The sequence below is a fragment of the Streptococcus catagoni genome (assembly GCF_011421425.1).
Lineage (GTDB): Bacteria > Bacillota > Bacilli > Lactobacillales > Streptococcaceae > Streptococcus > Streptococcus catagoni.
Map to the genome: position 1 here is coordinate 151504 of NZ_WPCW01000004.1, position 22343 is coordinate 173846.

General features: G+C 39.0%; 18 protein-coding genes. 13 read left to right on the forward strand and 5 right to left on the reverse strand.

The window, feature by feature from the left end; all coding sequences use genetic code 11:
- Positions 1-3 precede the first annotated feature (3 nt).
- The 4 genes from HBN42_RS08240 to HBN42_RS08255 all read right to left on the reverse strand — a co-directional run bounded on the left by HBN42_RS08240 (position 4) and on the right by HBN42_RS08255 (position 4805).
- A complete protein-coding gene (locus HBN42_RS08240; RefSeq protein ID WP_165994570.1) occupies positions 4-1041 on the reverse strand; it encodes a M42 family metallopeptidase in 1038 nt (345 codons plus the stop codon).
- Positions 1042-1130: 89 nt separating this feature from the next.
- The gene (gene nrdI / locus HBN42_RS08245; protein WP_165994571.1) at positions 1131-1601 is read right to left on the reverse strand and encodes a class Ib ribonucleoside-diphosphate reductase assembly flavoprotein NrdI; all 471 of its coding nucleotides are present in this window, start codon (positions 1599-1601) and stop codon (positions 1131-1133) included.
- Between the two features lie 148 nt (positions 1602-1749).
- Positions 1750-2055, reverse strand: coding sequence for a Spi family protease inhibitor (locus HBN42_RS08250; RefSeq protein WP_165994572.1), 306 nt, complete (start codon positions 2053-2055; stop codon positions 1750-1752).
- A 302-nt stretch (positions 2056-2357) separates the two neighbouring features.
- Positions 2358-4805, reverse strand: coding sequence for a bifunctional 2',3'-cyclic-nucleotide 2'-phosphodiesterase/3'-nucleotidase (locus tag HBN42_RS08255; RefSeq protein WP_165994573.1), 2448 nt, complete (start codon positions 4803-4805; stop codon positions 2358-2360).
- Positions 4806-5059: 254 nt separating this feature from the next.
- On the opposite strand from HBN42_RS08255, the gene HBN42_RS08260 reads away from it, so the two are divergent.
- The 12 genes from HBN42_RS08260 to HBN42_RS08315 all read left to right on the forward strand — a co-directional run bounded on the left by HBN42_RS08260 (position 5060) and on the right by HBN42_RS08315 (position 19877).
- Positions 5060-7279, forward strand: coding sequence for a RelA/SpoT family protein (locus HBN42_RS08260; protein WP_165994574.1), 2220 nt, complete (start codon positions 5060-5062; stop codon positions 7277-7279).
- A gap of 25 nt (positions 7280-7304) precedes the next feature.
- Positions 7305-7748, forward strand: a complete 444-nt coding sequence (gene dtd, locus HBN42_RS08265; protein ID WP_165994575.1) for a D-aminoacyl-tRNA deacylase — start codon at positions 7305-7307, stop codon at positions 7746-7748.
- 217 nt (positions 7749-7965) lie between these two features.
- Positions 7966-8553, forward strand: coding sequence for a TetR/AcrR family transcriptional regulator (locus HBN42_RS08270; protein ID WP_165994576.1), 588 nt, complete (start codon positions 7966-7968; stop codon positions 8551-8553).
- Between the two features lie 40 nt (positions 8554-8593).
- Positions 8594-9241, forward strand: coding sequence for an energy-coupling factor transporter transmembrane component T family protein (locus HBN42_RS08275; RefSeq protein ID WP_268895599.1), 648 nt, complete (start codon positions 8594-8596; stop codon positions 9239-9241).
- Positions 9238-10659, forward strand: a complete 1422-nt coding sequence (locus tag HBN42_RS08280) for an ABC transporter ATP-binding protein (protein WP_165994577.1) — start codon at positions 9238-9240, stop codon at positions 10657-10659. Before HBN42_RS08275 ends, HBN42_RS08280 begins: the two co-directional genes overlap by 4 nt.
- Positions 10643-11245: an MptD family putative ECF transporter S component gene (locus HBN42_RS08285; RefSeq protein ID WP_165994578.1), complete on the forward strand. Its 603-nt coding sequence runs from the start codon at positions 10643-10645 to the stop codon at positions 11243-11245. Before HBN42_RS08280 ends, HBN42_RS08285 begins: the two co-directional genes overlap by 17 nt.
- On the forward strand, positions 11232-12980 hold the full coding sequence (locus tag HBN42_RS08290) for an ABC transporter ATP-binding protein (protein WP_165994579.1): 1749 nt from the start codon (positions 11232-11234) through the stop codon (positions 12978-12980). Before HBN42_RS08285 ends, HBN42_RS08290 begins: the two co-directional genes overlap by 14 nt.
- Positions 12970-14688, forward strand: coding sequence for an ABC transporter ATP-binding protein (locus HBN42_RS08295; RefSeq protein ID WP_165994580.1), 1719 nt, complete (start codon positions 12970-12972; stop codon positions 14686-14688). The genes HBN42_RS08290 and HBN42_RS08295 overlap by 11 nt, the downstream gene beginning before the upstream one ends.
- Positions 14689-14906: 218 nt before the next feature.
- Positions 14907-15947 (forward strand): aldose epimerase family protein, encoded by a 1041-nt coding sequence (locus HBN42_RS08300; protein WP_165994581.1) that lies wholly within the window; start codon positions 14907-14909, stop codon positions 15945-15947.
- Positions 15948-16050: 103 nt separating this feature from the next.
- Complete coding sequence (locus HBN42_RS08305; protein ID WP_165994582.1) at positions 16051-16899, forward strand: helix-turn-helix domain-containing protein; 849 nt, start codon at positions 16051-16053, stop codon at positions 16897-16899.
- 141 nt (positions 16900-17040) lie between these two features.
- Positions 17041-18174: an ABC transporter ATP-binding protein gene (locus HBN42_RS08310; protein WP_165994583.1), complete on the forward strand. Its 1134-nt coding sequence runs from the start codon at positions 17041-17043 to the stop codon at positions 18172-18174.
- An 83-nt stretch (positions 18175-18257) separates the two neighbouring features.
- Positions 18258-19877, forward strand: a complete 1620-nt coding sequence (locus tag HBN42_RS08315; RefSeq protein WP_165994584.1) for a glycoside hydrolase family 13 protein — start codon at positions 18258-18260, stop codon at positions 19875-19877.
- A 143-nt stretch (positions 19878-20020) separates the two neighbouring features.
- On the opposite strand, the gene HBN42_RS08320 is transcribed toward HBN42_RS08315, so the two are convergent.
- Positions 20021-21019, reverse strand: a complete 999-nt coding sequence (locus HBN42_RS08320; RefSeq protein WP_165994585.1) for a LacI family DNA-binding transcriptional regulator — start codon at positions 21017-21019, stop codon at positions 20021-20023.
- Between the two features lie 149 nt (positions 21020-21168).
- Between HBN42_RS08320 and HBN42_RS08325 the strand changes: the two genes are divergently transcribed.
- Entirely contained in the window at positions 21169-22332 is a 1164-nt protein-coding gene (locus HBN42_RS08325) for a galactokinase (protein ID WP_165994586.1), read from the forward strand.
- Positions 22333-22343: the final 11 nt, after the last annotated feature.

Genomic DNA, 22343 nt, shown 5'->3' on the forward strand with positions numbered 1-22343 from the left:
AGTTTAGTCAATCATTTGGCTCTTAAGGTAGATATCTACCAGTTTTTCTGTTGCTTCTACGGAATCTGTATGGGTTCTTTCATAGGAGTGGCTGGATTCAATGCCAGCTCCTAGTAGGGCATGTCGAACTTCAGCACCAGAGCGCATAGCAGCAGAAGCATCAGACCCATAATAAGGATAGATATCTAGTCTATAAGGAATTTGATGTTCTTGGCAAAGTGAGACCATTTGTTGGCGGAGTTCATAGTGGTAAGGTCCTGAGGCATCTTTGACACAGATTGAAACGGTATATTCATCTGTTGCTTGGTCATCTCCCATGGCTCCCATGTCAACGGCAAGGTATTCAACAGTTTCTTTAGGCAGGCTTGAGTTTGCGCCATGGCCAACTTCTTCAAAGGCTGAGAAATAAAAATGAGTCGTATATGGCAGACTGACCTTCTCTTCTTGGTAAGTTTTTAAAAGTTTCATTAGGATGGCTGCAGAAACCTTGTCATCTAGGTGACGAGATTTGATAAAGCCTGATTTGGTCACTAAGACCCGAGGATCAAAAGAAATAAAGTCCCCAATCTCAATCCCAAGAGCTCGTGTTTCTTCGGCGCTAGATACTTTTTCATCTAAACGAACTTCCATGTTGGTCTGATTGCGTTCAGCACTCCCAGCATCCTTATATACATGAACTGAGGTTTGGTGCATAAGGATCGTTCCTGAAATCTCCTCACCATTTTTAGCAAGGTGTACGGTACAGTTTTCACCTTCAATGGCATTGTAGACAAAGCCCCCAACCAAATCCATCTTTAAACGTCCATCAGGTTTGATGGCACGTACCATGGCACCAAGAGTATCTAGATGTGCTGTTACCAGACGGTGTTTGTCATCGTTTTCACCTTTAACAGTGACCATGAGTCCACCTTTGGTTGTTCTTTTAGGTTGATAACCAAAAGAAGATAATTCTTCAGCCACATAATCCATGATAGTCTTTGTAAAGCCAGTTGGAGAAGGGATGCTTGTTAATTTCGTGATGTAGTCAACAGTTGTTTTCATAGTAACTCCTAAACATGTAATGGATTGTCAACTCAACTATTATACCATTTACAAGCCTTAAAAACAGTAAAAGACCAGAAAAATCTGGCCTAGGGAGTTCTGCTTTTTTCTTGAAATTTGGCTTTTGTATCCAAGATAATTTTAGCTAAAGTCTGGATATCACTAAGGGTACCTCGCATTTCAAAATCTCCAATCATTGGGAATCCGAAACGTTTGGCATATTGTTTTGCGGTTAGACAGTATTGATTATTGAAATTTTTATTACCAGAACCGACAATGCCAAAACAATGCTTGTAATTATCGTGACTAGCGATAAAGTCACCAAGTGGATTGGTTAAAATTTCAACATCACCATTATTGAGGCCATTACCACCTTCTAAATAAGTGGGTAAGATAGCTACGAAATCATCTTCGATGGGAAAGGTTTGGTGTTGTAAGTCCTTAATATTGATTGCTTTGGTTTTAATCTGTTCATGTGTTTCTAGGTATTGGGATAGGCGTTTAACAAAGCTGAGGGTATTGCCGCTCAGGCTAATAAAAAGGATAGTTAAATCAGACATATGATCTCCTTGTACTATATCTTGTTAGTCAATTTACATTTTAGCACAATATATAGTGATGAACAAGACGAGAAAAGTGCTCTGCCCTTGCTTTTTAAGAAGCATTTAAAGGATGAGGCTTCACCAATGATAGTCGCTAAAGCACTTATTAATCAATATGTTTGATTTGATTTTTGTAAGTTTCTATCATATTCCATACATTTCGTTTCTTGATGTCCAGTGCATTATCAAAAGAGTATCCTAAAATAGTATGAGCTCTAGTATCACCTGACACAATAATAAAGCCTATGGGAGATAGAGAATAGATATATAATTCACTACTCAAATGATCATTATCCAAAGGATAAATCAATTGCTGTATACGTGCGCTATTTTTGTTCATTAATTGTTCTTCACAAAATGTTTCAGCTATGTCACGTGCTTGATTTTCTGTTCTAACAAAGTCATTATTCATATTTAAGCTTTAATTCCTACAACAGCACTTTGGCCGCGGTTGAAACCTCCTGTCCTTGCTTATTAAGAGAAACTTACTTATCATTTTAGATTAGCAGTGGTTTTTCTTTTTAGATCTCCTGTTCCACTTTTATTTCTAGCCTGCTTAGGACTGGGCCCTCCTAGCAAACAAGTAATTTTTTAAGTACAGTAAACTATTTTTGCGGTAAGTGTAACATTTGAGTTTGTAAAATGCAATACTCATTGCCCAAAAAGTCATTTGTCTACAATCTAAAAAAACCGAGTTTTTCTCGGTTTCTTTTTTTAGTTATTTTTTCTTTGGAATAGGGCTGCTAGTCCTAGAAGGCTAAGTCCCATTAAGATGAAAGAGTGAGTATTTCTATCAGCGGTATGAGGCAGCTTATCCTGAGAGCTAGCTTGTTCTTGCTTAGCCCTTACTGCCTTAGTTTCTTGGTAGATGCGGGCAGCTAGTTGATGGATCTCTTGTCTTTGTTCTGCTCTTAGACTATTGGTGTTTTGGGCTGTGCCATTGGTAGCAGCAGTCACAATAGAAGCTTCAGAAGGAGCATAGGTAAAGACAAATTCTCCAAAGCCTTCTGTAGTTGATGGGCCCAGGTAAGTAATATCTGACGACTGGGCTATTAAGTCCTTAGCCTTATCTGCACTTAGGAAATGAAGATCAAGTTCCTTGATGCTGTCAGAGAAATACCAATTATTATCGACACTTGGGTTAATTGTTTTTTCAGAGACAATATAATTAATGATTGCCTGGCGGTTTTCTAGATTAAGGAGACGGTTGAGGCTGGCATTTCGCACACCAGGGAAAGTTCCACTAGCTCGGTAGTTATTAGTGACAACCATAAACTCTTGATCTGCTTTAATGGCTTTGCCTTGGTATCTTAGGTTAACTACCCTGCTAGAATGCGGGTTAATCAATTTGCCATTGTTATCGTACCTGTTGGCCTGTGTGACATCAAACTCATAGCTAATGCCATCAATAACATCAAAATTATAGGTTCGATAATCTGTATTAACCAAATTTTGAGGTCTCTTGACTTTAGGATCAATGGTATTAAACTGACCTGCAGCCATTTCTAACCATTCTTTTAAATCAGCGCCTGTAACCTTGACCACTGCGGTGACATTATCATATAAATAAAGGTCTGCGACGTTTTTAATGGCTATAGGTCCAGCTGGAATATCTGTGTAAGCCGTTGGATCATTGTGTGTACCTGCTTTAAATGGCGCTGCTGCTGAGAGCAGGGGAAGCTTAGCTTCAGGAGTACCAGCAAGCTGCTGAGCTGCATACCATCTTTGAGCATTGTTGACAATTTGGATGGAAGGATCATCCTTGACCAGAGCAAAGTAGCTGGTGATTGGGGCAGTAGTTCGTCCAACTTCTTTTCTGACATAATCAATGGTGGCTTGATGGGTTTCTTTGGCTAGGGCGATGATATCAGGATCTGCCAGATTAGATTTGGTATCTATCTTTCGAATTTCGGCATGGTTCAAGTCTTTGTTAACTTGCCAAGATCCATTTGTATAAGTGAGGTTGAGGTTAATCAGACCTATATGATCCCCATATTTACCAGCCATGGTTACAGGTGTGCCATGAATGAGTCCAGCAACACCATCAACACCTTGATAAGATTCATAGCTGCCTTTACCTGTTCCTGAAGGAAATTCAGCATGGGAATGGCCTGTAACAACAGCGTCAACTCCTGCAAGGCTGGCAATTTGATAACCGACGTTTTCTTCGCCCTTAACATAGACTGGATCTCCAATACCAGTATGAGCTAAGACAAGTACGATATCTGCCCCAGCTTGGCGCATTTGAGGAATGATTTCTGACACTGCTTCTACAGAGTCTTTAACGGTGACCTTACCTTCAAGGTTGGCCTTATCCCAAGTCATAATTTGGGGTGGGACAATACCAGTTATACCGATCCTGAGGCTAAGAGCTTTGCCATTTTTATCTGTAAAGGTTTTTGTAAGAATTTCGTAGGTTTTAAAAAGGGGGAGGACGCTTTTGGCATCCATAACATTGGCATTGACAATTGGCAAGCCGGCTGTACTAATAACTTGTTTAAGGTAGTCTAGTCCATAGTTAAATTCGTGGTTACCAAGGGTTGAAGCATCGTAACCCAGCTTTTTAAGGGCCGCATACATAGGGTGAGTTTCAGTAGCTCCTACAGGCTTGATCAGTGCGGTGTAGGTTCCTAGGGGAGTTCCTTGGAGGATATCTCCATTGTCTACCAAAACAGTATTTGGATTTTCTACTTTGGCCTGGTCAATAAGAACGGCGGTTTTTGCCAAACCGATTGTTTGGGAATCCTTGTCTTGATAGTAATCATAGTTGACCAGATTTGAGTGTAAATCAGTGGTTGAGACGATTTGAACAGAAAGATTGTCTCCTTCTACTGGAGCCTTGGTTTTGGCAGTCGCATTGGTCGCTAAGCTAGCATCAGAAACAGAAGCTTGAGAAGCAGCTGCTCCTTGGCTATTTGGAGTTACGGCCTTTAAGCCTGTATCATCTTGGGCTAAGGGAGTGGAAGAGTCTTGATTACTAGTGCTTGCTGCTGTACTTGTGCTATCTGAAGCTGAAGCAACTGCATTTGCTGCTGGGTCATTACTTAATAGGTCGCTAGTTCCTTCATTTGAGGGAGCTTCTGCTCTGACCATATGAGTAGCGCCGGTAGCTAGTAAAAGGCTCAAAAAAATGGCACTTTTAGAAATAGAGTGTCTTTTCATTATAAATCTCCTAAAATTTTGTAAAAAATAAGGTGGATTATTAGTATACCCGAAGAAAGGACTTGAATCAATATAAATAACGAACATTTTATGACATGAAGACGAAAAATATCCAGTTATTTAGAAAAAAAGCAAAGGGAGATTTTTAAAAGTTTTATCACTGGTCTGTCAGAGACTGTTAATCAGAGACTTGTACTTTTTCTTTTGCTTTTAAAGTGTTAAAATAGGGAAAAGAATTTTTAATGAGGATGAGGATGGCAAAAGAAATCAATTTAACAGGAAATGAGGTTGTTGCAATTGCGGCAAAATACATGAGTGAATCTGATATTGCACTTGTCAAATTTGCTCTAAACTATGCAACAGCAGCTCATTTTTATCAGGCTAGAAAATCAGGCGAGCCCTATATTATTCATCCTATTCAGGTTGCCGGCATACTTGCCGATCTACATTTAGACGCTGTCACAGTAGCTTGTGGCTTTTTACATGATGTTGTCGAAGATACAGACATTACCCTTGATAATATTGAAACTGATTTTGGAACAGATGTGCGTGACATCGTAGATGGTGTGACCAAACTAGGTAAGGTAGAATATAAGTCCCACGAGGAACAACTTGCTGAGAACCACCGGAAGATGTTGATGGCTATGTCAAAGGATATTCGGGTTATCTTGGTTAAGTTAGCAGACCGTTTGCATAATATGCGCACCTTAAAGCATCTGAGAAAAGATAAGCAAGAACGAATCTCCCGCGAAACCATGGAAATCTACGCACCTTTAGCACATCGCTTGGGGATTAGTCGTATAAAATGGGAGCTGGAAGACTTGGCCTTTCGTTATTTAAACGAAACTGAGTTCTATCGTATTTCGCATTTGATGAGGGAAAAACGTCGGGAACGTGAAGCTCTGGTGGATGAGATTGTTGAAAAGATTGTAAGCTACACCAATGAGCAGGGGCTCTACGGGGATGTTTATGGTCGACCAAAGCATATTTACTCGATTTATCGGAAAATGCGTGATAAAAAGAAACGCTTTGACCAGATTTTTGACCTCATTGCTATTCGTTGTGTCATGGAAACTCAAAGTGATGTTTATGCCATGGTGGGCTACATTCATGAGCTGTGGCGTCCAATGCCAGGGCGTTTTAAGGATTATATTGCGGCTCCTAAGGCTAATGGTTATCAGTCTATCCATACAACTGTTTATGGTCCTAAAGGTCCTATTGAAATACAAATTAGAACCAAGGAAATGCACCAGGTTGCAGAATATGGTGTGGCAGCTCACTGGGCCTATAAAAAGGGGATCAGAGGAAAGGTTAATCAGATTGAGCAAAAAGTCGGCATGAACTGGATCAATGAACTTGTCGAGTTGCAAGATGCTTCAAATGGCGATGCCAGGGATTTTGTGGATGCTGTTAAGGAAGAAATCTTCTCAGAGCGCATCTACGTTTTCACGCCAACCGGAGCAGTCCAAGAGTTGCCAAAAGAATCAGGTCCCATTGACTTTGCTTATGCTATTCATACTCAGGTCGGTGAAAAAGCAACTGGTGCTAAGGTCAATGGTAAGATGGTTCCTCTGACAGCCAAGTTAAAAACAGGTGATGTTGTTGAAATTGTTACCAATCCCAATTCATTTGGACCAAGTCGTGATTGGATAAAGATTGTTAAAACAAACAAGGCACGTAATAAGATCCGTCAATTCTTTAAAAATCAAGATAAGGAATTGTCTGTTAACAAGGGTCGTGAACTTCTGGTCAATTATTTTCAGGAGCAAGGCTATGTTGCCAACAAATACTTGGACCGCAAACGAATGGAAGAAATCCTACCAAGAGTTAGCGTCAAAAGTGTTGAATCACTCTATGCTGCTGTCGGTTTTGGAGATATCAGTCCCATTTCAGTTTTTAATAAACTAACAGAAAAAGAACGGCGTGAAGAAGAACGGGCCAAGGCCAAAGCAGAAGCAGAAGAGCTGGTTAATGGCGGCGAAGTCAAGCACGAAAATCGTGACGTTCTGAAAGTTCGTAGTGAAAATGGGGTTATTATCCAAGGAGCGACGGGTCTTCTCATGCGTATTGCCAAATGTTGTAATCCAGTCCCTGGTGATCCTATTGAAGGCTACATTACAAAAGGACGAGGGATTGCCATTCATCGCGCAGATTGTAACAATATTAAAAGTCAAGAAGGCTATGAGCAGCGCCTGATTGATGTAGAATGGGATATGGAGACGTCTGTCAAAGACTATCAGGCAGAAATTGATATCTATGGCTTAAACCGGACGGGTCTCCTTAATGATGTTTTACAAATCCTATCAAATTCAACAAAAAGCATTTCAAGTGTCAATGCCCAGCCAACTAAGGATATGAAATTTGCCAATATTCACGTGAGTTTTGGTATCCCTAATCTTTCTCATTTAACAACAGTCGTGGAAAAAATCAAGGCTGTTCCAGATATTTATAATGTTAAACGAACCAATGGATAAAGACAGTTAGAAGGGAATATGAAGAGTGAAAATTATTATACAAAGGGTCAGTAAAGCAAGTGTCTCCATTGATTCTCAAATAGTTGGCGCTATTGAAAAGGGGCTAATGCTACTAGTGGGTGTGGGTCCTGAGGACAAGCAAGAAGATGTGGATTACATGGTAGGAAAAATTGTTAACATGCGGATCTTTTCAGATGATCAGGATAAGATGAACCTATCTGTTCAGGATGTTAAGGGAAGTATCTTATCCATTTCACAATTCACCCTCTATGCTAATACCAAAAAAGGCAAGCGACCAGCTTTTACGGGGGCAGCCAGTCCGGAATTGGCCAGACAAATCTATGACAACTTTAATCAGGCCCTATCAGCCCACTGCCCTGTTCAAAAAGGACAATTTGGTGCAGATATGCAGGTAAGCCTTGTTAATGATGGACCAGTCACCATTATCTTAGATAGCAAGAATCGGTAAAAGCTTAATAGTTTACTTGGCTTGCACTTAAAAGAAGACTTGGACAAAAGATAGACCTTATCTTAAATGATAAATAGTTAGGAGTATAGAAATTGCTCCTAGCTATTTTTTATTAAAGAATTTATAATAACTTAATTTTTAAATTAAGCTTACTTGACAAAAATAAGTGTCAGGTATATGATGAGTTATATACTTTTGCGTCGGTAAGGAGGATTAAGTGATAACACGTAAATCTACAGAGGTTCGCTTAGAAGAAATTCATCAAGCGGCCATGAAAGTTTTTCTGAAAAAAGGCTTTTCAAAAGCTAGTATGGAAGATATTATCAAGGAAACAAGTTTATCTAAGGGAGGTTTTTACCATTACTATAAAAGTACAGATGATATTATGTTGGCTCTCTTTATCAAAGGACAACATTATCGTCTAGATCTTATTGATCAGTATCTCTTAGATCATCAGCTAACTTGGGCAGATCTGTCTGATCCTGAGCTTTTCTCAGAGGTTATTGTAGAAAAGATTATTGATCAGAATGAATTGATGGATCTCTATGCTATTTTTTTATCGGAAAAAAGGTTTAACCCTAATTTAAATCATATTTATAAAAAACTTGTTCAAGAGTCTCTTAAAGATTTCTCCCAGCTGATTCCAAGCTTTGCTTCATCTTCTAAAGAAGGCAGACAAAGGCAAATCTTGTTAACAGAAGTGATAAATAGTTTGATTTTAGGTTGCCATTTACTGGAGGCAGCTAGCCTCTTTCGAGAGAACAAAGCTTACCTGAAGGAGATGATTAAAACTGTACTCAATTAAGCCAAAAACGACTAAGCACTGTCAGAGGCACTTATCGGCTTTGACTATTATCTTGCTAAACTTTTTAATCCCACTTATTAATACCTTTTTTCCAAGTCAAAAGGGTCACTATTTTTCTATCATTCTTTGCCTTTTACTCTTTATCTTTTCTAGGGCTTTTGGGAAGCTTTTAAAGGCCCTGCTTTTCTTGTTTGCTTTTTTCAGCTTATATGCTTTGTCGCTGATTTATAGTTTGGGCTTATTACTTACAATGTTTCGGATGACCTTGCTATTTTTGCCTTGTATCTTGATGGCCTGGCTTTTGTGTAGTGAGTACAATACTTCAGAAATTTTATCTGCCCTTCAAAAATTAAGATTTCCCAAATTGTTCATCATTGGATTGATGGTTACCATCCGCTATATGTCCTGTTTTAGAACTGAATTTCGTTTGATTAAAGAAGCTATGGCAGTTCGAGGAGTAACCTTTTCTCTCAAACACCCCATAAGAAGTTTTGAATATTTGTTGGTTCCTCAATTATTTCGTTGTCTGAACTTGAGTAATGAATTGACCATTGCCTGTTTAACAAAGGGAATAAGTGCTCCAGCTAAGAGGACCTCTTACTTTGATCAATCTTGGACCTTGCTTGATTTCTTGGTGGGTCTTGTCTTTATTGGAGGATATGCCCTAATCATTGGAGGTCAACTATGAACAAAAAACTAATTGATGCTAATAAGCTCAGCTTTACTTATGCTTGTGAGAGAAGTTCATCCTTAGAAGATCTAACTTTTTCAACGGAGGCTGGGCAGTTGATCTTCTTAACAGGATCCTGTGGGTCGGGCAAGTCAACTCTGCTTAATATTCTAAATGGCAGTATTCCAGAAGTTATTGAAGGTGATTTATCTGGTCAACTTTTTCTTGACGGAAATGAGTACCCGGAAATATATCTTAGAAGCCAGCTTATTGGAAGTGTATTTCAGAATCCGCGCAGCCAATTTTTTACTAATAATAGCACCTCAGAATTGGTCTTTGAGATGGAAAACTTTGGGCTCAGCTATTCACAAATGGAAAAAAGATTGCAGGAGCTCAGTCAGCGCTTTGGTCTATCAGCCTATCTTGACCATGATATCTTGTCCTTATCTTCTGGAGAGCGCCAGTATCTGGCTCTTGTTTCTGTCCTAATGATGGAGCCACAGGTCTTAATCTTTGATGAACCCTCTGCCAACCTTGATTATGGTAACACCATGCGTTTAAAAAAAGAATTACAGACTTTGAAGAGCCTTGGAAAAACCATTATTGTGGCGGATCATCGGCCCTTTTACTTAACTGGTTTAGTAGATAAGGTTTGGCTCATGGAAAATAGAAGTATCAGTGAAGTTCCTGGCTCAGTTTTCTTTGAAAGAAAAGCAGACAGAGAGCGACGCTTTGACCTGTTCACTAGAGATTATCCTGACAGAGAAATTGTTAGCAGGCCAGATCCCAGCCTTTCACTAAAAGATGTGACTTATCAGTCTATCTTGAAGCATATTACACTTAGCTTTCATCAGTCTCAGGTGACGACCATTCTAGGTGTCAATGGGGCTGGTAAAACGACTTTAGCTCGCTTAATGTGCCAGCTAATAAAGGCAGATGAGGGCCAGATTGAAAGTAGCAGCCAACCCTTATATCTTATGCAGGATGCAGATTTTCAGTTATTTGGAGCGACCTGTTTAAAAGAGCTTGAGATTTCCTGCTCCAATCACAAAAGGAATCTAGAAGCCTTAAAAGCAGTTGGCCTAGAAGCATATGCCAACAAGCACCCACATTTATTAAGTGGTGGTCAGAAACAAGCTTTACAATTAGCCATTGCTTTGGTTAGTGATCGCCCTATTATTATCATGGACGAGCCGACCAGTGGGATGGATAAGGCTAACATGGAAAACGTGATGGCCTATTTGAAGGAACTAAAGTCAGAGAAAACCATTATTCTCATTTCTCATGACTATGAATTCATTCGGCAAGTAACTGACCGTATCATCTTTATTCACAATCATAGCTTAGAAAAAGATTTTTACCTGACTAGTGATCAGGTTGAAAACTTAGATAATATATTTAAACAAATGGAGGAACATTATGACAAAACAACTTAAACTTAAAGATTTTCTTTTAATTGCCTTATTAACTGCCGTTTATATGCTCATTTATTTTATCATTGTACCCCTTAGTGCCCCCTTAGGAGCCTTTGGTCACGCCATTAGCCCAGGACTTTGCGCCTTTCTTGCAGGGCCTGTTCTTTACTTCCTCTCTAAAAAAGTAGGCAAGATGTGGCAATTGACACTGATGACAGCTCTAATAATGGCTGTTTTCACCTTGATGGGTGGTGGCTATCTCCCATGGCTTTTATCTTCTTTGATAATGGCTGTGCTGGCAGACCTACTTGTATCAGGATCTGGCAAATTTAGTCTTTTCAAGTTAGCTTTAGCCTCTGGCCTAATGCATTTGGGACAAGCCTTGGGAGCTATTATTCCTTCTTTATTTTTTGTTAGTCAGTACCGAGAAGACTGGATAAAAAGAGGACAAAGTGCAGCAGACATGGATCAGTACATCAAATACACTTCTGGACTATGGGGCTTTGCTTCTAGTGCCATTGTTTTTATCCTAGCCTTTGCTGGTGTTTATCTGGGATATCTTATCTTGAAAAAACATCTCCAGGAGGGAAATGATGGACACTTTTAAAGGATTATTTGCTTATGCTAGAGAAAAAAGACTAGCTATGATCGCTTCTTTGATTTTATCAGCCTTAGCAACCCTTTTTTCCTTTCTTCCCTATTATTATTTTTGGCAGCTCTTAAAAGAAGTAACAAGCAGCAATCAAGCTGACCACATTAGACACTTATCTTTTTTAATCTTTCTAGCAACTGTACTTTACTCTCTAACCTATCTCTTGTCCTTAATATGCAGTCATATCTATGCTTTTCGCCTGGAAAGTAATATGCGAAAAGAAGGGTTAAAGCATTTGCTTGGGGCTTCCTTTTCCTTCTTTGATAAGGAATCATCTGGCAAGGTCAGAAAAATTATTGATGACAATGCTTCAAATACCCATACAGTCATTGCACATCTCTTGCCGGATGCTGTAAATGCCTTCTTGTTTCCTATAGGTTTACTGATTTTAGCTTTTGTAGCTAACTGGATGCTGGGCTTATTGGTTCTTGTAACCATTGCTTTGTCTCTTTTATGCTTTAAATTTATGTATAGTGACCCAAATATGATGGAAGATTATATGCGAGGTCTAGAAGATATTAATTCTGAAACTGTTGAGTACGTCAGAGGAATCCAAGTAATCAAGATTTTTGGGGTGGTCATTGAATCCTTTGACAAGCTTTATACGGCTATTGTTCACTATGCAAAAGTTGTTAATAAACAATGTCAGGATTGTAAACTTCCTTTTACCCTCTTTCAAACTCTGACCATGTCTTTTGGCTCCCTGGTTATTGTCTACGCCTACAGCCAATGGAACCTTGCTAGGAGTGGTGAGCTTATTAGTTTAGTTGTCTTCTTTATGACCTTTTCAGCCTTATTAGGCACAGCCTTTTCAAAAATCATGCTTTTTAGTAAAGATTTTCAACTGGCAAAGGATGCTATTGATAAACTGGAAGGTCTATTTGTAGAAATGGATAAAGACCAGTTAAGCTATGGGAATCGTGACCATATGCCTAATTATTCCATTAGTTTTTCTCAGGTTAGCTTTGAGTATGAGAAAGGTTTACCTGTTATTCAAGACTTGGATCTCTATTTGGAAGAAAAGAAGACCTATGTTTTTGTCGGTTCGTCAGGATCTGGTAAATCAACAATAGCTAAATTGATTTCTGGCTTTTATCCTATTAATAAAGGACAGTTAAAGATTGGTGGTTACGACATCAGTGATTACACAGCTAAAACTTTAGAAGAATCCATTGCCTTTGTTTTTCAAGATGCCAAACTCTTCAAGACCACTATATTTGAAAATGTCCAGCTAGCAAGGCCAAAGGCTAGCCGAGAAGAGGTATTAGAAGCTCTTAGTCTAGCAAGATGTGACAGTATATTGGCTAAGTTTGAGACAAGAGAAGAGACTGTTATTGGTAGTCAGGGAGTCCACTTATCTGGTGGTGAAAAACAACGTATTGCTATTGCCAGAGCCATTCTTAAAAATGCACCAATTCTAATACTGGATGAAGCAAGTGCTGCCAGTGACCCTGAAAATGAATATGAAATCCAAAGGGCCTTTGAAGCTTTGATGAAGGATAAAACAGTTATTATGATAGCCCACCGATTACCAAGTATCAAAAATGTAGATGAGATTTTGGTTATTGATCATGGAAAGGTTATTGAACGAGGCCAGCATGCTAGCCTATATGCAGCTAAGGGTAAATATCAGAAATTACAGGATTTGTATGCACAGGCTAATGAATGGAGGATAGCAAATGAAGGCTAAAATACAAAACTATTTTTCTCTGACAGACCAAGGTATTAACAATGTCTTCAAGGCTGCATTTTGGTCCCTGCTGAAATTTATTAGCTTTATGTTTCCTGTCATCTTAGTTTTTTCTTTTTTACAGGATATGTTAAGCCATCAATTAAAAGGATTACAGCTGTATCTGGCTATTTTATTGGGCATTAGCTGTCTGATCTTTCTTATATTATATAGAGAATATGGTCTCAACTATGATGTCACCTATAAAGAGAGTGTTCGTTTACGAATCAACTTAGCAGATAAAATAAGAGCACTGCCTTTATCTTATTTTTCAAAACATAACCTTACTGACCTGTCACAAACAATTATGATGGACGTCAATAATATTGAGATGACGATTTCTCATGCCTTAGCGCAGTCAATGGGCTTTATAGGCTTTTTAGTACTTGTGACTTTCTTACTTCTTTGGAATAACCTAAGCTTAGGATTGACTGTGGTGGGCCCCATTTGGCTAACTTTACTGATCATGCTACTGACCCGCAACTTACAAACCTATCTGATTTCACAGTATTATCAGCGTCTACTAGAGAATGCCGATGCTTTTCAAGAAGCCTTTGAACTGCAAAAGGAAATAAAAAGTTACTCTTTGCAAGAATCTACTGAAAAGGAACTCTTAAAAAAATTAAGCGATACTGAAAAGATCCATTTCACTTCTGATATGCCCATGGCTGTTCTTTCTACTCTGATTAGCTTGCTGCCTTACTTGGCACCAGTTTTAACAGCTACAGTCGGTGTTGATTTATTGCATTCCCATCAAATCACTTTACTTTACTATATTGGTTATTTGATGGCGGCAACGGCTTTAGCCACCCAGTATGGTATTTTAAGTGACTTTCTTAAAATGATCTTCTATTTTAAAGATAGTTTCAAGCGGGTTAGAGACCTCTATGCCCAGCCTGTTCAAGAAGGGCAAGACTATCAGTTGGAAAATTACGACTTTACTTGTCAAGGTGTTCATTTTGCTTACGGTGATCAAGAAGTTATTAGGGATCTTACTTTCACAGCTAAACAGGGACAAGTAACAGCCTTAGTTGGACCTTCTGGTTGTGGAAAGACCACTGTTTTACGGCTCTTATCCCGACTCTATGATTATGATAGTGGTCTTATTAGTCTGGGGGGAGTTGATATTAAGAAGATGGATACAGCCTGTCTTTATGATAAGATTTCGATTGTCTTTCAAGAGACCGAACTCTTTAATACCAGTATTTTAGAAAATATAAGGGTTGGTCGGAAATCTGCCAGCGATGAGGAAGTTCTAAGAGCTGCTAAACTAGCTAATGTTGATAAGATTGTTGAGAACTTACCTGAGCGCTATCAAACAGTTATCGGTGAAAATGGTTCTAAGTTGTCTGGTGGGGAACGTCAACGGATTTCTATAGCTAGAGCATTCTTGAAGGATGCCCCTGTTATTTTATTAGATGAAATTTCGGCTTCCATAGATGTGGAAAATGAAATGGCTATCCAAAAAAGTATCAGCCGCTTAATCAAGGATAAAACAGTTATAACAGTATCTCACCGTCTAAAATCAATTGAAAATGCTGATCAAATTATTGTCTTGGATCAGGGACAGGTAGAAAGCCTAGGACAGCACCAGGAACTAATGAAGCTGTCACCTATTTACCAGACTATGCTGGCAAAAACTCATAAAACAGAAAATTTTGTCTATTAATATTAATGCTTATCAGCTATAGCTTCATTTGCCAAGAAAGTGCCTTTATATCTGTTAATTCTTACTGGTCTAAAGGCTTTTGCCAAGTTAAAGTGCTTGGAGGCTATCTTTTTAAAGGACTGAGTGATTTTAGTTCTTTATTAATATCCTTAGAAAGAGTAAAATAAGGGTAAGAAAGCGTTTTAAAAAAGAATAGAAAGGCAGAGAAAGTCGTTTTTATGAAGATAGTATCTAAAGTAATTGATGGAGAAGAAGTTAGTCAGATTAGCCTGATCAATAACCAAGGTGTCCAAGCAAGATTTTTGACACTTGGAGCGACCTGGCAGGCATACCTTGTGCCACAAAATGACGGAAGCTATAAGAATTTAGTTCTTGGTCATGAAAAAGCCAGTGATTACCTAGCTAATAACATTTGTGCTGGTCAATCTATTGGTCGTGTGGCTGGAAGAATAGGCAAGGGACAGGTGACCCTATCTGGGAAGACTTACCAGTTACCCCAGAATAACTTTTCCAATTGTCTCCACGGTGGACCAGAAGGTTTTCATAGGCAAAACTGGGATTTTGATAGCAGACAAACCGATGATTTTCTTGAACTGACCTTTTCCTATAGAGCCAAGGAAGAAGTGGATGGTTTTCCAGCAGATATGACTGTCCAAGCGGTCTATCGATTGGCTAATGATAATAGTCTAAGTGTGACTTATCGAGCTTTTCAGGCTAATCATGACACTCTCTTCAATCCAACCTGTCATGCTTATTTTAATCTCAGTAAAGAAGCGACTTTGACTAGCCATAGCCTTTACCTTGCAGCCGATGAGCGTCTTGAAACGGACGAGCACTTGATTCCCACAGGGCGTTTTTTACCAGTTGAAGATACGGCCTATGATTTTAGAATAGCAAGTCCACTGCAAAAGCGCATTGAACATATTGGGGGTCTAGATGATGCCTTTCTCGTCAAGAGTTCTCTGGAAGATCCTATAGCTACTTTGACGGACAATGACAGTGGTGATCAGGTCTCTATTTTTTCAGAGAGAAATGCCATTGTTGTTTACAGTTTTAATTACCCTGAGGAGGGAGTCGTTTTTGAACGCAGTAAGGAACGTTTCAATCTTAAACATGAAGGCCTAGCTCTTGAAGCTCAGACATTACCAGATGCCATTAATCATGAAAATTTTGGGGATACTTTCCTACTCAAAAACCAGGATCTTTCCTATACTATTCGCTATCAGTTTAATCTTCCTTCCTTATTTCCCAAAAAATAAAAGAGGACTGCAGAAGTGATCTGCCAAGAAAAGTCCCATCTTTTGAAAGTGTTTGTCTATGTTATAATGACTAAAGAAGAACATAAAAGAGAAAGGAAATAAGATGGAACTAGAAAATTACTTTCCTGAAATGCAAGCTAGTCCTTTTCCCATGAGTGACGAGGAATGGATTACTGTTGAAAAAGATGAGACCTGTCTTCATTTTCCAAAGGATAAATTAAGCCAACGGGAATTAGCCCTCTTAGATTTGATTGCGGTAGATACTAATCATCATAGAAAATTAAGCTCTATCTGGTACTCCTATTTGGTGGACAAGAAGGGTCCTAGTCCAGAGGGTCTCGAGTCTTGTCAGTTCATTTATATCAACCATCAAAGCCCCTTGGCAGCTGACTTTATCCAGATTCTAAGCTCTGTATTGCCACATGTGGTAGAGCTTGTTCCCCTTAGCCAAAAACGGACAGTTATTCTGACGGATATCAGTCTTCAAAAGGATAGCTTTAGCATTTTACAAGGACTTTTACCAACCTTAGAAAGTGATTTTGGCATGCCCTTGGCCTTTTTTGTGGGTAATGAGTGGCAAAACCTGCCTCTTTCTACTCTTAGAGAATGTTTTGAAGAAGAAAACACCCTATTTTCAGCCTACTTTGTCCAAAAAGGTAAAAATAAGATGATGCGTTTTTCAGAACTCATGCTCTGGTCTTTACTTAATAATCTTAGTCTACCTGCTATTTCTATGCAATTTAACCACTACATGCTTCAAAATCCCGACCTTACTGATGTGATTACAAGCATGTGGAATTCTCATGGAAATCTGGTTCAAGCGGCTCAAAAATTGTATATTCACCGTAATTCTTTACAATATAAGTTGGATAAGTTGCGAGCTCAAACAGGTCTCAACTTAAAAAACCTTGATGATTTGGCTTTTGCTTATTTATTTTTATTGAAACAATAGGTCTGTGCAAGCTGCCCAAAGAAATTTGGGCGGCTTGTCTATTTTTTGAAAGCCTTTACTTTGCTACAATAGAGTCAAGATAATAAAACGTTTACAGTTGTATCCTCCTAAGGATTAACTGGCATATTTAAGGAGTAAAGCATGGTTGGATTAAATTTAAATCACATTTATAAAATGTACCCTAACACAACACATTACGCTGTTGAAGATTTTGATTTGGATATCAAGGATAAGGAATTCATCGTTTTTGTTGGACCTTCAGGTTGCGGTAAGTCTACAACCTTGCGCATGATTGCAGGACTTGAAGACATTTCAGAAGGTGAACTTAAAATTGATGGTGAAGTAGTCAATGACAAGTCTCCTAAGGATCGTGATATTGCTATGGTTTTCCAAAACTATGCCCTCTATCCTCATATGACCGTTTATGACAATATGGCCTTTGGTTTAAAACTACGCAAATACAAAAAAGCCGATATTGATCAACGTGTTAAAGAAGCAGCAGGCATTCTTGGTTTGACAGAGTTCTTAGAACGTAAACCTGCTGACCTTTCTGGTGGACAACGTCAGCGTGTTGCCATGGGACGTGCTATCGTCCGTGATGCTAAAGTATTCTTGATGGATGAGCCTTTATCAAACCTTGATGCTAAATTGCGTGTGTCTATGCGTGCTGAAATTGCTAAAATTCACCGTCGTATTGGTTCAACCACAATCTACGTTACACATGACCAGACAGAGGCTATGACACTGGCAGATCGTATTGTTATCATGAGTGCAACCAAAAATCCTCAAGGTAATGGTACTGTTGGTAAAATTGAACAAGTGGGTACACCTCAAGAGTTGTACAATCAACCTGCTAATAAATTTGTTGCCGGCTTCATAGGTAGCCCTTCAATGAACTTCTTTGAAGTGGTTGTTAAAGATGGTCGGATCACCAGCGAAGATGGCTTAGATATTGCTATTCCAGAAGGTCAGGAAAAAATTCTGGAAGCAGCTGGTTATAAGGGTAAAAAAGTAACCTTCGGTATTCGTCCTGAGGATATTTCAAGTAATCAAATTGTAGAAGATACCTTCCCAACTGCTAATGTTAAGGCAGAAGTCTTAGTATCAGAACTACTTGGTTCAGAAACAATGTTGTATGTTAAGTTAGGTCAAACGGAATTTGCTTCTCGTGTTGATGCGCGTGACTTCCATAATCCAGGTGAGTTAGTGAGCTTGACATTTAACGTGGCAAAAGGTCATTTCTTTGACCCTGAGACAGAAGCAGCAATTCGTTAGGATAGGCTTCTCCTAGAATAGTAAAAATCCTCAAAATAAATCTTTTGAGGATTTTGTTTGAAAAGATAAAGAAAGAGGGAACAATGGAAAAACACTGGTGGCATAAGGCAACAATTTATCAAATTTATCCCAAATCATTCAGGGATTCAAGTGCTAAGGGGATAGGTGATTTAAAAGGTATTACAAGTAAGTTAGACTACTTGCAGGAACTAGGAATCACAGCTATCTGGCTTTCTCCTGTCTACCAATCTCCAATGGATGATAATGGTTATGATATCTCAGATTATCAGAACATAGCAGATATGTTTGGAGATATGTCTGATATGGATAATTTGCTTAAAGAAGCTAATCAACGTGGCATTAAAATTGTGATGGACTTAGTAGTTAACCATACCTCAGATGAGCATGCCTGGTTTGTTGAAGCAAGAGAGAACCCTGAAAGTCCTGAGCGTGATTTTTATATTTGGCGTGATCAACCTAATAATCTCATGTCGATCTTCTCAGGCTCAGCTTGGGAGTTAGATGAGAGTTCTGGTCAGTATTATCTACATATTTTTAGTAAAAAGCAGCCTGATTTGAACTGGGAAAATCCTAATCTTCGTCAAAAGATCTATGACATGATGAACTTTTGGATAGCTAAGGGCATTGGTGGTTTTAGAATGGATGTTATTGATCTGATTGGTAAGCTACCTGATCAAGAGATTACTGGGAATGGACCAAAACTGCATGAGTATTTGAAGGAAATGAACCAGGCAACATTTGGCAGCCATGATCTTATGACTGTTGGTGAGACCTGGGGGGCAACGCCTGAAATTGCAAGACAATATTCACGCCCAGAAAACAAAGAATTGTCAATGGTTTTCCAATTTGAACATATTGGCCTCCAACACAAGGCCAATCAGCCCAAATGGAACTTCACAGATAGCTTAGATGTGGCTGCCTTGAAAAGGATTTTTAATAAATGGCAGACAGAATTGAAGCCGGGCCAGGGGTGGAATTCACTCTTTTGGAATAATCATGACCTGCCAAGAGTTCTTTCTATCTGGGGAAATGATCAGGATAAGCGTGAAAAATCTGGAAAAGCTTTTGCCATTTTACTGCATCTCATGCGCGGGACTCCTTATATTTACCAAGGAGAAGAGATCGGGATGACCAATTTCCCCTTTGAAAACCTTGAACAAGTCAATGATATTGAGTCAATCCGCTATGCTCAAGAAGCTTTAAAAGAAGGCGTGTCCATGGATACCGTCATGGAAAATATCCGCCATATAGGAAGAGATAATGCTAGAACGCCTATGCAGTGGGATGATTCAAAGAATGCTGGTTTCTCTGACGCTGGGAGTACCTGGCTGCCTGTCAATCCTAACTATAAGGAAATCAATGTCGCAAAGGCACTAGCTAATAAAGAGTCACTATTTTATACCTACCAAAAACTGATCCATCTAAGAAAAAGTCAAGACTGGTTGGTAGAGGCTGATTTCGAACTATTAGAAACAGCTGATAATGTTTTTGCCTACCAAAGAAACTTTGGCCAAGACAGCTATCTGGTAGTCGTCAATCTTTCAGAAAATGAAGAAGACTTTGACCATGCCATTAGCAGTGAAGATGAAATCATCATTAGCAATACTGACGTTGAAGCCTTTATTACAAGTAAAAAATTAAAGCCTTGGGATGCCTTTTGTGTTAAGAAACAGACAAACTAACTGATTTTTCTTTTCCTTTAAAGCCATCCAAAAAAATAACCTTGGTCATTCTACTTACTAGGATGATCAAGGTTTTTTTGTCTGTCTGCTTGGAATCCCCCCTTGCTAGGAGTAAGAGTTTTTCTTCAGTAGGTCTTTTCTTTTTAAATACTTGAGCCTCTCAGGGTCAGTTTGGTTCCTAACCTGGTCATTGTAAGGCATTTGCCTGGATGGATCAATTGTTTGTTTAAGATATCCACTGCACTTGCCCCCATTTCTTGGGTAAAGACGGTGATGCTACTTAGTGTAGGGAAAACTTGTTTGGTGATTGCTGTGTCATTAAAGCTAATAAGGCTAAGGCGGTCTGGCACAGAAATACCAGCTTCTTGGAGGGCACGTAAAGCCCCAACAGCCAAGCTGTCATTGGCAATAAAGAAGGCCTGTGGGAGCTGGTCTCCTAAGCTAGTAATAGCTTCTTTCATCAGTTGATAACCTGAATCAGCTGAAAAGTCACCTACAAAAACATATTTGGAATGGTAGATCCCCTTTTCAAAGGCATAATTACGAAAGGTACGAAAACGCTGGTCAATAAGGTGCTCTACTTGATCACTGGTTTTTTCCTCGCCAGCAATCATGCCAATCTGAGTAAGTCCTTTGGATAAAAAGTAATCAAGAACCATCATAACAGAATGGTCAAAATCCGTTGTGACACAGTGGTGCCCCCTATTAAGAGTATCAGAATCAACGAAAACCAGATTTTCACTAAGGCCCTCTAGGTGCTTAATTTGAAGGGAACTAAATTTACCAATAGCAATAATACCAACAACAGTATCATCTAACAGCAAGTGATCATTTTGAAAAAAGCGGACAATGTCATAACCCAGTTCTTGAGCCCTCTGTTCAATTCCAATGCGGATAGAATAGTAGTAAAGATCATTGAGCTCTTCTTGCTGGCTGTACCACTGAAAAATAGCAATTTTCTGCTTGATTTTTGGACTATTGGTCACTTTTTGATGCTTAGAATAGCCCAGCTCATCTGTGATGGTTAAAATGCGATGTCTTGTTTCTTCACTGACAGAGAGAGTCTCATCCTGGTTAAGTACCCGAGAAACCGTTGCCTGCGAAACCTTTGCCAACTGTGCAATGTCTTTTAAAGTTGCCATAATAAACTCTTTTCATCTTTAAAATACTTATATTATAGCATAGGAAAGAGGCATTCTACTTGTTTTAGTAAAATTTTAGTAAAAATATTGACTAAAAAAATCTCTAACCTTACAATAGAATCATAGTAATCACTAGTAAGGAGACTATTATGAAAAAGCAAGAATTACAGGCAGCATTCAAGGACATTTTTCAGGAAGAAGCTGATGGCTTCTTTTTTTCACCAGGTCGTATCAATCTGATTGGCGAACACACAGATTATAATGGAGGTCATGTTTTTCCAGCAGCTATCAGCCTAGGAACCTACGGAGCAGCTAGAAAACGCAGTGATCAGACCTTACGTTTTTATTCAGAGAATTTCAAAGCTTTAGGCATAGTTGAAGTGGATTTAAAGACTCTGGTTTTTGATAAAAAAGACAATTGGACCAATTATCCAAAAGGTGTCATCAAATTCTTGCAAGAAGCAGGACATACTATAGATAAGGGAATGGACATTTATATTTATGGTAATATTCCTAATGGTGCCGGCCTTTCATCTTCTGCTTCCTTAGAACTTCTGATTGGGATTATTTGTGAAGAACTCTTTGATTTGACATTGGATCGCTTGGATCTGGTGAAAATTGGCAAAGAAACTGAAAATAAATTTATCGGCGTAAACTCAGGTATCATGGATCAATTCGCCATCGGAATGGGAGCTAATAAATGTGCCATCTATCTGGATACCAATAGCCTGGAATATGACCTTGTACCACTTGATTTAGGAGACAATGTCATCGTTATCATGAATACAAATAAAAGGCGTGAACTTGCTGATTCTAAATATAATGAACGCCGTTTAGAATGTGAAAAAGCAGTAGAAGAATTAAATAAGGGTCTAGCTATTGAGACCCTGGGTCAGTTAGATGCAGACAGCTTTGATCAGTATGCCTATCTTATTAAAGACGCTAATCGAATCAAACGTGCCCGGCATGCTGTCCTAGAAAATCAACGCACCTTGAAGGCAAGGAAAGCCCTTGAATCAGGAGCCTTAGAAGAATTTGGCCGTCTGATAAATGCCTCACATATTTCTTTGGAACATGACTATGAGGTGACAGGTATTGAGCTTGATACACTTGTTCACACTGCCTGGCAAGAAGAGGGTGTTCTTGGAGCTCGTATGACTGGGGCAGGCTTTGGTGGCTGTGCTATTGCCATTGTTTCAAAGGATAAGGTTGATCAATTTACAAAGTCAGTTGGTCAGACCTATACTAAAGTGATAGGCTACGCCCCATCCTTTTATATAGCAGAAATTGCCCAAGCTGCACATGCTCTCTAAAGAAAGACCTA